Source organism: Cribrihabitans pelagius (assembly GCF_048820915.1).
GTDB classification, from domain to species: Bacteria; Pseudomonadota; Alphaproteobacteria; order Rhodobacterales; family Rhodobacteraceae; genus Cribrihabitans_A; species Cribrihabitans_A pelagius.
The window spans coordinates 1-11,615 of sequence record NZ_JBMERR010000044.1 but is presented as its reverse complement, the minus strand read 5'-3'; the positions used below and the strand labels follow the sequence as shown (position 1 = coordinate 11,615).

Sequence of the window (11,615 nt, the reverse complement as noted above, 5' to 3'; positions counted from 1 at the left end):
TTCCCGCACCGCAGCAACCGCAGAAAGCCCGATAAAAAAGGCGCTCACGCTCTTTTCCGGCGCCCTTATTCTGCGCCCGCGAACGGGTGTTTTTCCACGGAATCGTATTGAAGCGGACCTTGGCTGCACCTGCGAGTGCGCCCGGCGCATATGGCGGTTTCCGGCATTCAGACCGATCCGGGGCGGTCGATGCGACGTTCCCAGCGGGCTGCGCGGGCAATTGCCGGCCGCCGTGCGCGTATCAGTTCCAATCTCCGCAGCGATGCGTATTCTGCTACGGAAAGACTGACCTCACGGTTTGAGAGGTTTCTCGTCCGGTCCGAAGCGGTGGAGATGCGCTGCCATCGGCCGAAGCGCAACATTGCGGCCAATCCCGCCCTGCAGCTTGCCGGGCTGACGGACCAGCACCGGTTCCTGGGCGCCGATATCGACAAACAGGAAATGGTCGGACCCGAGGTCTTCCGCATGAACGATCTCGCCCTGCCAGGTGCCCTCCGCCTCGGGCACGATTTCCATGTGCTCGGCGCGGATGCCGAGCGTCGTGCAGCCAAAGGCCGCGGCGCGCTCGCCGTTGAGGAAGTTCATCTTGGGCGAGCCGATGAAGCCGGCCACAAAGACGGAATTGGGGCTGTCGTAAAGCTCCGCGGGGGTGCCCACCTGTTCCACCGCCCCGTCGCGCAGCACGCAGATCCGGTCCGCGAGCGTCATCGCCTCGACCTGGTCGTGGGTAACGTAGACCATCGTCACGTCCTGCATGTCGTGGTGCAGCTTGGCGATCTCCAGTCGGGTCGCCACCCGCAGCGCCGCGTCCAGGTTCGAGAGCGGCTCGTCGAACAGGAACACCCGCGGGTCGCGCACGATGGCGCGGCCGATGGCGACGCGCTGGCGCTGGCCGCCGGAAAGCTGGCGCGGCAGGCGGTCGAGCAGGTGCTCGATCTGCAGAAGCTCGGCCGCCTTGCGCACCCGCGTGTCCATCTCCGCCTTCGTGGATTTCGACAGCTTCATGCCGAAGGCCATGTTGTCATAGACATTCATGTGCGGGTAAAGCGCGTAGCTCTGGAACACCATAGCGATGCCGCGTTTCGACGGCACGATGTTGTTGACCCGCGCGCCGTCGAAGTTCAGGTCCCCGCTGCTGATCTGCTCCAGCCCCGAGATCAGCCGCAGCAGCGTGGACTTGCCGCAGCCCGAAGGGCCGACGAAGACCATGAATTCGCCTTTCCGGATCTCCAGGTCGATGCCCTTGATCACCTCGACCGCGCCATAAGACTTGCGGACGGCTTTCAGTTCGATATGTGCCATGAGATTTCTCCGATCAGCCTTTGACGCCGCCTGCGGTAAGGCCCGCGACGATCTTGCGTTGGAAGATGAGCACCAGCACGATCAGCGGCACCGTCACGATGACGCTGGCCGCCATGATCGGCCCCCAGGGGATTTCCTGGACGCTGGCGCCCGACAGCAGCGCGATAGCCACGGGCACGGTGCGCTGGGTTTCCGAGATGGTGAAGGTCAGCGCAAAGAGGAACTCGTTCCACGCGCCGATGAAGGCCAGGAGCCCGGTGGTGACAAGCGCCGGCCACAGGAGCGGCATGAAGACCTTGGTGATGATGACCCAGGGGGTTGCACCATCGACGATGGCGGCCTCTTCGATCTCCACCGGCAGATCCCGCATGAAGGTGGTCAGCACCCAGACCGTGAAGGGCAGCGTGAAGATCGTGTAGCTCAGGACCAGCGCCCAGGGCCGGTTGTAAAGCCCCAGCAGATTGACCAGTTCATACAGCCCCGACAGCACCGCAATCTGCGGGAACATAGAGACCCCAAGGATGGTCATCAGCAAGAGGCCCCGGCCCCGGAAGCGAACCCGCGCCAGCGCATAAGAGGCAGTGACCGCCAAGAGCAGCGCGAACCCCACCGTGACCGAGGCGATGAACACCGAGTTAAGCACCGAGCGCAGGAAGCTCGACTGGCCCAGAACATATTCGTAATTCGCCAGCGAGAAGGCCTCGGGCAGGATGTTGGGCGAGAAGATCGCGGTGCCGGTCTCGAAGCTCGACATCACGGCGTAGTAGAACGGGAAGACCGCGATCAGGACGATCAGCGCCACGCCGATGTAGAACATGACATTCCAGAAAGGGGAGCGTTCCATCAGTGTTTCTCCCCTGACAGGTCGACGCGGCCGAGCTTGATATAGAGCAGGACGAAAAGCGTGATGATGACGAACAGCAGCGTCGACATGGCCGAGCCTTCGCCATAGTCGCCGAATTGCTGGAGTTCGCGGTAGCTGAGCACCGACATGGTGACGGTGGCGTCGGACTGCGGGGTCAGCAGGTAGATCAGGTCGAAGATCCTGAGCGCATCGAGGGCCCGGAAGATCACCGCCACCATGACCGCGGGCTTCAGCAGCGGCAGGGTCACGCGGAAGAACACGCGGACCGGGTGGATGCCGTCGATCTTCGCCGCCTCATACATGTCACGCGGGATCATCTGAAGCCCGGCCAGGATCAGCAGCGCCATGAACGGCGTCGTCTTCCAGACGTCGACGATCAGCACCGCTATCATCGCGGTATCGGCGGAGGCGGTCCAGGCAATGGGCCGGTCGATCAGCCCGAGGCTCAGCAGGATCGAGTTGATGATGCCGAACTGGTCGTTCAGCATCCAGCCCCACATCCGCGCCGAGACGACAGTGGGAATGGCCCAGGGGATCAGGATGGCGGCGCGCACCAGCCCGCGGCCCTTGAAGCTGGCGTTCAGCACCAGTGCGACCAACAGGCCAAAGAAGGTTTCCAGGGTGACCGAGACCACAGAAAAACGCACCGTGTTCCAGACCGCGTTCCACCAATCCCCGTCCGCCAGCACGCCGCGCCAGCGCACTTCGCCATTGGAGCGCACCCGGCGTTCCAGGTAGTTCTCGAAACCCACCCATTCGGACTGGCCGTTAAAGATGGTGTTTGCGGTGGCGTCGGTGAAGGAGAACGCGATGGAGCGGAACAGCGGCCAGGCGGCAACCACGGCCAGCATGACCAGCATCGGCACGAGGAACATATAGGCCGCCCGGACCCGCTGCTGCTGGAGATTCAGCTCTCTGGGCGGAGGTGCGGCCTGCCTGGCGGCTTCGGCGGGAGGATTGAGGGGGGGCTCTGGATGCGGCATGCCGTGCCTCCTTGGAACGGGGCAGAGGAAGGCCCCCGCCCGGCCGTATTGGAATGTGCCGGGCAGGGATTTGCCCGGCACTGCGGGCAGGGTTTACTTGTCGAGGACGTCTTCGAGGTCGAGCTCAAGCTCTTCCAGAGCGTCCGCCGCGCTTTCCTCGCCCGACAGCACCGAATGCACGGCGGAGAAGAACAGAGTCGAGACCTCGTTGTAGTCGCCACGTGCCGGCGCCGAGGGGCGCGGCACGGCCTGAAGGAACACATCCTTCCACTGCGGGACGATCGGCTGTTCGCGGGCGATGTCTTCGTCCTCGTAGAGACTGATGATCGTCGGCAGGCTCGAGGCAATCAGGGCGCGGGTCTTTTGCGCCTCGGCCCCGGCGAGGTAGACTGCAAGGCTGATCGCCGCTTCCTGGTTGCCGGAATATTTCGACACCGCCACGTTCCATCCGCCCAAGGTGGCCGCCGAGGTGTCATGCCCCTGGCCGGTGGGCAGCGTGGTCACGTCGAAGAGGCCCTTCACCGCGGAATCCTCGCTGTTGCCGAGCGTATAGGCATAAGGCCAGTTGCGCATGAACACGGCGTTGCCGGTCTGCCAGACGCCGCGCGATTCCTCTTCCTGGTAGGCCAGCACGCCCTCGGGCGAAATCGTGCCCGGCCAGGAGGCGGCCAGTTCCAGCGCCGCCGCGGCCTTTTCGTTGTTGACCGAAATGGTGCCGTCAGGCTCGATGATCTGGCCGCCGCCGGAGGACTTGATCCATTCCAGCGCGTCGCAGGTCAGGCCCTCGTAGGCGTTGCCCTGCCAGACGAACCCCCAGAGGTCATCATTGCCCTCGGCGCGTTCGGCGTCTTGGATCATCTGCGCGGTTTCGGTCAGTTCTTCCCAGGTCTCCGGTACCGGCGCGCCGTGTTTTTCCAGCAGATCCTTGCGGTAATAAAGCGCGGGTGCGTCGGTAAAGATCGGCAGCGCGACAAGGCGGCCATCGACGGTCTGGGATTCGATGATCGACGGGAAATGCTCGTTGATCAGGCCGCCCGCGGCATCGCTCAGGTCGACGAAGTGATCAGCCAGCTGAGGCGCCCAGATCACGTCGGTCTGGTAAAGGTCGATATCGCCATTGCTGGCGGCCAGCCACAGCCGGTACTGGCCGAACTGGTCGGTGGTCGAGGCCGGCATCGGCACCAGGGTCACGGTGTGGCCGGTGGCCTCTTCCCAAGGTTTCACGATCTCCTTGAAATCCTCGACGGCATTGCCAACGGCGCCGGAGACATAGGTGACTTCGGCGGCATAGGCGCCAGTGGCGGCCGCCAGCGCCGCGGCGGCAGTGCCCAGCAATGCGGTCCTGAGTGTCTTGGTCATGTCTTGCGATCCTCCCTAATGTCGCGCCACGCCCGCAACCGGGCGCAGAACTTCAACGCTTCCGCCGCACGCCGCGCAGACCGAAACGTTTCGGATAGGTTAGCGATAACGACGGATTTGCGTCAACGACTTTCTGAGCGGCGCCCGGCGGAGCAGCCAGGCCATTGAAAACGGACTTAAACGTCCGCCACCGATTGGCCCTCGAATAGACTGTGAGGGCCAATTTTCTGCGCTTTCCGGGGCGACTCACCCTTGATCACCGTATCCAGGCTGGCCGCCAGCTCGCCCCAGGCTTCATGCAGCGGCGCCACCGTCGAGGTGAGTGCAATTGGAAAGTCTTCGGCGCCCACAAGCGGCAGGCAATCATCATGCACAACCAGCGACAGATCCTGCGGCACCCGAAGCCCCAGAAGCTGCGCGGCCTCCATGACGCCCTTTGCGATCAACATGTTACTGGCAATAATCGCGGTTGGATTCGGGCCATCGGACTGAAACATGCGAATGGTTTCCAGTATCCCCAGTTCCTGAGTCATGCGCCCGCCAACATGAAATTCCGGCCTCGGCGCGATACCTTCTTTGCGCAGCGCCTGCACATGGCCTTCATACCTGCGCTGTACAAAAGAGGCGTCCAACTGCCCGTTGATAAAGGCGATTTCGCGATGGCCGTGCCGGGTGAGACAGGCGGTCAGATCAAAGCCCACCGCATGGTTGTCGATATCGTAATAGGCATAATCGGGGTCCTCCATGGTCTGGCCATGCAGCACGAAAGGCACCTTTCGCTTGCGCAGGTAATCGACCCGCGGGTCCGTGGCTTGCGGCAAGATCAGCACAAACCCGTCAATCGACCGGCTTGTGATCAAACGATCGTAAACCTCCAGTGCCGCGGCCTCGTTGTCCGCCATGCTGAGCATGAACTGCAGGCCGAGCCGGTTGAATTCCGCCGAAAGCCCGCTCACGAACTGGGTGAAGACCCAGCTTTCCGACGGCTCCGGCAGGCCCTGCCAGATCAGCCCGACACTCCCCGAGCGCCCGGTCTTCAGCCTGCGCGCCATAACATTCGGCTGATAATTCAGCGTCTTGGCTGCCTCGCGCACGCGTTCCTTGGTATCGGCGCTGACATCGTCATGGTCGTTCAGGGCCCGGCTGACCTGGGTCACGGACAAGCCAAGATGCCGGCTCAGGTCTTTCAATGTTGCCATGGGGTGCGCGGAGTCCTGCGGTTTTGAGAAACCATATTGCCAACCCGAAACGTTTCGGGCAAGCGTAAAGGGAACCGAAACGTTTCGGGGCGGGAATCACCCCGCCGAGACTTCCCCAAAGGAGATCATCATGGCACAGGCTCAGGACTGGTGGCGCGGCGCCGTCATTTATCAGATCTACCCGCGGTCCTTCATGGATGGCAATGGCGACGGGATTGGCGATATTCCCGGCATCACCGACCGGCTCGACCAGATCGCCGAACTTGGCGTCGACGCCATCTGGCTCAGCCCGATCTTCACATCCCCCATGGCCGACATGGGATATGACGTTGAAAACTATACCGATATCGACCCGGTCTTCGGCACGCTCGCCGACTTTGACGCCATGGTCGCAAAGGCCCATGCGCTTGGCCTGAAAGTGATGATCGACCAGGTGATCTCGCATTCTTCAGACCGCCACCCGTTCTTCCAGCAGTCAAAGCAATGCCGCGGCAACGGCAAGGCCGACTGGTTTGTTTGGGCCGATCCCAAGCCCGACGGCTCCGCCCCCAACAACTGGCAGGGCGTGTTCGGCGGCATTGCCTGGGAATGGGAAGCGCGGCGCGGACAATACTACCTGCACAACTTCCTTAAGGAACAGCCGGACTGGAATTTTCACAACCCCGAGGTGCAGGAGTATCTGCTTGGCACGATGCGCTTCTGGCTGGAGCGCGGCGTCGACGGCTTCCGCCTCGACACCGCCAATTTCTATTTCCACGACAAGCTCCTGCGCGACGATGCCGCGAGCCCGCGCCCCGAAGACCAGAACGAACCGGTGCCCTACCGCCGCCAGTATCACCTGTTCTCCAAGAACCAGCCGGAGAACCTGGCGTTCCTGCAGAAGATGCGCGCGCTGCTCGATGAATTCGAAGGCCGCACCCTGGTGGGCGAAATCGGCGAGAGCCACCACCCGATCGAGATCATGGGCCAGTACACCAGCGGTAACCGCCTGCACATGGCCTATTCCTTCGAGATGCTGGACAAGAAATTCACAGCCAGGCATTTCCGCCAGCAGATCGAAGGCTTCTTCGGCGGCGCGCCCGAGGGCTGGCCATGCTGGGCGTTCTCCAACCACGACGTCATCCGCCACGTGACCCGCTGGCGGGAGCACGGCGCGGATCAGGATGCGCTGGCCAAGCTGTCCGCCGCCATGCTGCTGTCCCTGGAAGGGTCTATCTGCCTCTATCAGGGTGAGGAACTGGGCCAGACCGAGACCGAGCTGGACTACAGCGAGCTGACCGATCCCCAAGGGCTGCGGTTCTGGCCCCAGGACAAGGGCCGCGATGGCTGCCGCACACCGATGGTGTGGGACGCGGAGGCGCCCCATGGCGGCTTCTCCACCGCTGGCAGCACTTGGTTGCCGGTCAAGGAGCCGCAATTGATCCGCGCCAGCAACGGACAGGACGTGCGGGCGTTCTACAAGAAGATGCTCGCTTTGCGCCGCAGTGAACCCGCTCTGCGGGAGGGCAAGACAGAGTTCCTCGACACACCGGAGCCGCTGCTGGCCTTCCGCCGCGGCGAAAACCTGCTTTGCGTTTTCAACCTCTCGCCTGCCGATGCGGAACTGGATCTTCCATCCCGCGTGGAAGCGCTGCTGTCCGACCGCGCCGCAGTAAACGGCACCCGGCTGCAGTTGCAGGGCAATGGCGTCCTCATCGGCAATCTGGCCGGCTGATGACAATCCTGGCGCGCGGCCTCTTCCGGCCGCACGCCGGAATTGACGCGGCCACTGCGGTTAAGCCGGCTCCTCCATGGGAAATTGCGTTTGCGGCGAGGATCCTGTTTGGCGGACTTCACAGCGGCGAAGGGGCACGCTCCGCAATGCCGCCCCGGGCCCCCCTGGCATAGACCTGCCGTTTCCAAACGATGGCAATTCAGCACGCCCGCGAAGATATCGCCTGCCCTTTCGCCCGTCACCTTCCTCTGCCGACGGCAGGCCCGGTGGAGCCGCGGGGTTGCAGGACGGTTTCGACATATTCGTCCTGCCGCGGCAGGGGCGCTCCGGACAGCAGGCAGCGCACGGCCCGGCGCGCCATCTCATCGGTGCGCTGGGACACGCTGGTCAGCCGCGGGACAACCAGCTTGGCCAGCGTAATGTCATCATACCCGGCGATGGACAGGTCGTCCGGCACGCCGATCCCGAGATCCCGCGCCGCGCGCAAGGCTCCGATAGCCTGCTGATCGCTTGCCGAGGCGATGGCGGTTGGCCGGCTGCTGGTTTCCCCGTCCAGCAGTCCGCGCGCGATTTCCTCGCCCGAGGCATAATCGAACTGCCCCTCGCGGGTCTGAAGCTGGAGATCGCCGCTGGCCGCCGCCAGCTCTTCAAGCTTTTTGCAGAACCCTTTTTTTCTCAGCCGCCCAACTTCGGTCGCCTGCGGTCCTGAAATATAGGCGATCCGCCGATGCCCCAGCTGGCACAGGTATTCGGCAACCAGGGCTGATCCCGCCTCGTGATCGGCGGAAATGAGCTTGCAATCGCCATACCGCCGGTCAACCGACACAATCGGTATTTTCAACTGGATCGCGGCGACAGACTGGTCCGAGGACCCGATCACGATCAAGCCTTTCAGGGATTGATCCAGCAGCGTTCCGATCTGCCGTGCTTCAACTTCCGGGTCGTCATCCGAATTGGCCAGCATGACCGCGTGGGACTGTTTGGCGGCTTCGGCTTCGATATCCTTGGCCAGCTGGGCAAAGAACGGGTTGGAGATATCGGGCACCACCAGCCCGAGGATATTCAGGCTTCTGGTCCTGAGCGCCCGGGCGGCGAGATTGGGTTTGCACCCAAGCTCTGCAACCGCTGCCATCACGCGTTCGCGCAGCGCAGGTTTGACCGTCGGGTTCTTGGAAAGCACTTTGGAAACGGTGCCGACAGACACACCCGCCCTGATCGCGACATCTTTGACTGTAGCCATATGGGTACCTGTCTTGTCTTCCGAACGAGTAACCCAATCACGCGCTTGGTGCTTCTGGTTTCCGGCGCAATTTTATTTCACGCCATGGCAGATTGCAACTCGTCGAGGTCCGGAAGCGACGCGGCTGCCCCCTTGCGCGTCGTGGCCAGGGCCGCCGCCGCCACTGCGGTTTCGACGGCGGCGGCGATGGGTTTTCCCGCAGCATATGCCGCGGCAAATGCCCCGTTGAAACAGTCTCCGGCGGCGACGGTGTCGATGGACGCGACCTTCGGGGCCTCCCTTTGCCCCGCCTGGCCATCAACGACCCAGGCCACCCCCAGATGCCCCATGGTCACGATACAGCCCGTGGCACCATGGGTGTGCAATTTGCGCGCCGCCTCCTGCGCTTCACTCAAACTGCGCGGCAAATGGCCGGTTATCATTTCCGCCTCATGGGCGTTCGGAGTCAGGATATCGAAGGCCGGCAGAACCTCTGCCGGCCAGAATGGGGCGGGCGCCGGGGCGGGATCCATGATAACCACGGCTCCCGCCGCCCGGGCCAGCTGCGCCGCCTTCAGAGAGGCCTCCAGCGGGATTTCGTTCTGCAGCAGCACGACCCGGCTGCCGGAAAGGACGCGGGAATGCCTGCCGACCATTTGAGGCGTGAGCTGCGCGTTCGCACCCGCGCTGATCCGGATCAGGTTCTGCCCGTCCGGCCCGACGTCGATGAACGCCATGCCGGTCGGGCCATCATCGCCCGCGGCGAGGTGCAGGTTCACTCCATGACCGCGCAATTCCCGCATCGCATCCGCGCCAAAGCCGTCCTGCCCAACGGCGCCGATGATCGAGGTTCCGGCCCCCAGTCTGGACGCCGCCACAGCCTGATTTGCCCCCTTGCCGCCCAGCGAGATCACGGTCTCCCGGGTGGCAATGGTCTCGCCCGCCTGCGGCCAGCGGTCGAGGTAAGACGTGAGGTCCATGTTGACGCTGCCAACGACGGTGACTTCGCTCAAAACCAGACCTCGCTCACCAGGCTGAGATTGCAATAAGGGGTGCTTTCGTCGGTGCGGACAACCGCCCGGGCCCCGGCCGCGCGCGTCTTGAATTCCGCGTGGGCGACCGGTTTCAGCACCGCAGTCTTCCGGTGATCCCTGCCCCACTCCGCCACGTACTGCGTCATCCTTTCGCGCAGCTTCACAGGTGTCTCACCGGCACAGAAAGCCGCTTCGATCACCAGCTCCGTGCGCAGCGCGTCCAGCACCTGCCAGAACCCCGGAATACCGCGGCTGACGGCCAGATCGATGACCTCGACCCCGCGGGGCACCGGCAGCCCCGCATCGGCAACGATGATTTCGTCCATATGCCCGAGCGACGCGATCAATCCGCTCAGGTGCCGGTTCAGCAATCCGTCCCGTTTCATGAAGCGGAGAGTTTCGCGCGGTAGTGGTCCAGAATGACCGCAATGATGATCACCACGCCGGTTATCATCTGGCGCATGAAGTCGCTGAGGCCGATCAGGATGAGGCCGTTTGCCAGGATGCCGATGATGAAGGCGCCCAGCAGCGTCCCGATCACCGATCCGCGGCCGCCCGCCAGGCTGGTGCCGCCGATGATCACCGCGGCAATTGCGTTCAGCTCGAAACCGATCCCGGCAATCGGGCTGGAAATGCTTAGCCGCGCCATATAGACGATCGCGGCAATCCCGGCCGTTGCGCCGCAAATGGTGAAGGCCGCGACCTTGTACCAGAAAACCGGATGCCCGGCGAGGCGGACGGCCTCCTCGTTGTTGCCAATGCCGTAAATCAGCCGACCGAAAACCGTGCGTTTCAGGACAAACCACGCGATCCCCACAAGCGAAAGTGCCAGAAGGAGCACCACCGGCACGCCGAAGATCAGCTTGGAGCCAAATTCCTCGAAGACATAGGGAAAGGAATAGATCGTCTGCGCGCCGGAGACTTGCAGTGCCGCCCCGCGGGCGATGTTCAGCATTCCGAGCGTAATGATGAAGGATGGCAGCCCCCAATAGGCGCTGAGCACCCCGTTCAGGATCCCGCAGACCAGCCCGGCCAGAACGCCCGCCAGGATTGCCAGCAGGATAAGCTCGGTTGCGCCCAACCCGGGCAGGGTGATGACCTTTCCGGCGATGACGGCGGCAAAGGCCATGACCGATCCGACGGAAAGATCGATTCCACCGATCAGGATGACAAAGGTCATTCCGACCGCCAGGATCAGGTTGATCGTGATCTGGGTCAGAATATTGGTGATGTTGTTCGGCGACAGGAAATGCTCGGACGCTACCGAGAAGAACAGGATCAGCAGCAGCAGCGCCAGACCTATGCCTGCGTTGTTCACAACCGATCTGAACGTGAAAACAGTGGGTTTCGAGGCTTCCATGTGATTGTCAGCGGTACTCAATGGTCTTGTCCTTTTGGCGTCTCTAGCTGGCCATAGGCCATCTTGAGGATGGTCTCTTGCTGGAAGTCTTCGGGCATCAGGCTTCCTTGGATCTTATGGTCGGACATGACCAGCATGCGGTCCGACAGGGTGATCAGTTCCGGCAGTTCGGAGGACACGACGATCATCGACATGCCTTGCGCGGCGAGATCTTTCAGAATGGCGTAGATCTCGGCCTTCGCCCCGACGTCGACACCGCGCGTCGGCTCGTCCAGCAGCAGAATCTCCGGCTGCGACGCCAGCCATTTTGCCAGAACCACTTTTTGCTGGTTGCCCCCGGAAAGGCTGGCGGCCGGATCCGAGACCTTCCCGTATTTCAGCCTGAGCCGGGCGCCGCCCTGCACCGCCAGCAACCGCTCTTTGGCGAAGCTCAGCAATCCCTTGGCGGAGACGTCCCTAGGGTCAGGACCCATTGATTTTCGGCTATCGGCATGATTCACGGCTCGAAAACGAGCGGTGACCATGTCTGATCTTTTCTGGCTAACTGACGCGCAGATGGCGCGCCTTGAGCCTTTCTTCC

General features: G+C 62.8%; 12 protein-coding genes. 2 read left to right on the top strand and 10 right to left on the bottom strand.

From position 1 onward, the window contains the following. A partial coding sequence (locus ACOHX0_RS21315; RefSeq protein WP_420679260.1) for a hypothetical protein occupies nucleotides 1-289 on the top strand: 289 nt, incomplete at its 5' end. 2 nt (nucleotides 290-291) lie between these two features. Here ACOHX0_RS21315 and ACOHX0_RS21310 read toward each other — a convergent pair. From ACOHX0_RS21310 to ACOHX0_RS21290, 5 genes are all read right to left on the bottom strand, one after another. Next, entirely contained in the window at nucleotides 292-1,302 is a 1,011-nt protein-coding gene (locus tag ACOHX0_RS21310) for an ABC transporter ATP-binding protein (RefSeq protein WP_420679259.1), read from the bottom strand. Between the two features lie 13 nt (nucleotides 1,303-1,315). Then, nucleotides 1,316-2,146 carry a carbohydrate ABC transporter permease gene (locus ACOHX0_RS21305; RefSeq protein ID WP_420679258.1) on the bottom strand — a complete coding sequence of 277 codons (831 nt, stop codon included), beginning with the start codon at nucleotides 2,144-2,146 and terminating at the stop codon, nucleotides 1,316-1,318. Continuing rightward, nucleotides 2,146-3,150 carry a carbohydrate ABC transporter permease gene (locus ACOHX0_RS21300; RefSeq protein WP_420679257.1) on the bottom strand — a complete coding sequence of 335 codons (1,005 nt, stop codon included), beginning with the start codon at nucleotides 3,148-3,150 and terminating at the stop codon, nucleotides 2,146-2,148. Before ACOHX0_RS21300 ends, ACOHX0_RS21305 begins: the two co-directional genes overlap by 1 nt. Before the next feature lie 93 nt (nucleotides 3,151-3,243). After that, the gene (locus ACOHX0_RS21295; protein ID WP_420679256.1) at nucleotides 3,244-4,509 is read right to left on the bottom strand and encodes an ABC transporter substrate-binding protein; all 1,266 of its coding nucleotides are present in this window, start codon (nucleotides 4,507-4,509) and stop codon (nucleotides 3,244-3,246) included. A gap of 176 nt (nucleotides 4,510-4,685) precedes the next feature. Beyond that, nucleotides 4,686-5,708: a LacI family DNA-binding transcriptional regulator gene (locus ACOHX0_RS21290; protein WP_420679255.1), complete on the bottom strand. Its 1,023-nt coding sequence runs from the start codon at nucleotides 5,706-5,708 to the stop codon at nucleotides 4,686-4,688. A 130-nt stretch (nucleotides 5,709-5,838) separates the two neighbouring features. On the opposite strand from ACOHX0_RS21290, the gene ACOHX0_RS21285 reads away from it, so the two are divergent. Then, nucleotides 5,839-7,422 (top strand): alpha-amylase family glycosyl hydrolase, encoded by a 1,584-nt coding sequence (locus ACOHX0_RS21285; protein WP_420679254.1) that lies wholly within the window; start codon nucleotides 5,839-5,841, stop codon nucleotides 7,420-7,422. 238 nt (nucleotides 7,423-7,660) lie between these two features. On the opposite strand, the gene ACOHX0_RS21280 is transcribed toward ACOHX0_RS21285, so the two are convergent. From ACOHX0_RS21280 to ACOHX0_RS21260, 5 genes are all read right to left on the bottom strand, one after another. Next, on the bottom strand, nucleotides 7,661-8,662 hold the full coding sequence (locus tag ACOHX0_RS21280; protein ID WP_420679252.1) for a LacI family DNA-binding transcriptional regulator: 1,002 nt from the start codon (nucleotides 8,660-8,662) through the stop codon (nucleotides 7,661-7,663). A 77-nt stretch (nucleotides 8,663-8,739) separates the two neighbouring features. Then, a complete protein-coding gene (gene rbsK / locus ACOHX0_RS21275; RefSeq protein ID WP_420679251.1) occupies nucleotides 8,740-9,654 on the bottom strand; it encodes a ribokinase in 915 nt (304 codons plus the stop codon). Further along, the gene (rbsD, locus tag ACOHX0_RS21270) at nucleotides 9,651-10,061 is read right to left on the bottom strand and encodes a D-ribose pyranase (RefSeq protein WP_420679249.1); all 411 of its coding nucleotides are present in this window, start codon (nucleotides 10,059-10,061) and stop codon (nucleotides 9,651-9,653) included. The genes rbsK and rbsD overlap by 4 nt, the downstream gene beginning before the upstream one ends. Beyond that, on the bottom strand, nucleotides 10,058-11,056 hold the full coding sequence (locus ACOHX0_RS21265) for an ABC transporter permease (protein ID WP_420679247.1): 999 nt from the start codon (nucleotides 11,054-11,056) through the stop codon (nucleotides 10,058-10,060). The genes rbsD and ACOHX0_RS21265 overlap by 4 nt, the downstream gene beginning before the upstream one ends. Then, on the bottom strand, nucleotides 11,053-11,615 hold a 563-nt coding region (locus tag ACOHX0_RS21260; RefSeq protein WP_420679246.1), incomplete at its 5' end, for an ATP-binding cassette domain-containing protein. The genes ACOHX0_RS21260 and ACOHX0_RS21265, both read right to left, overlap by 4 nt.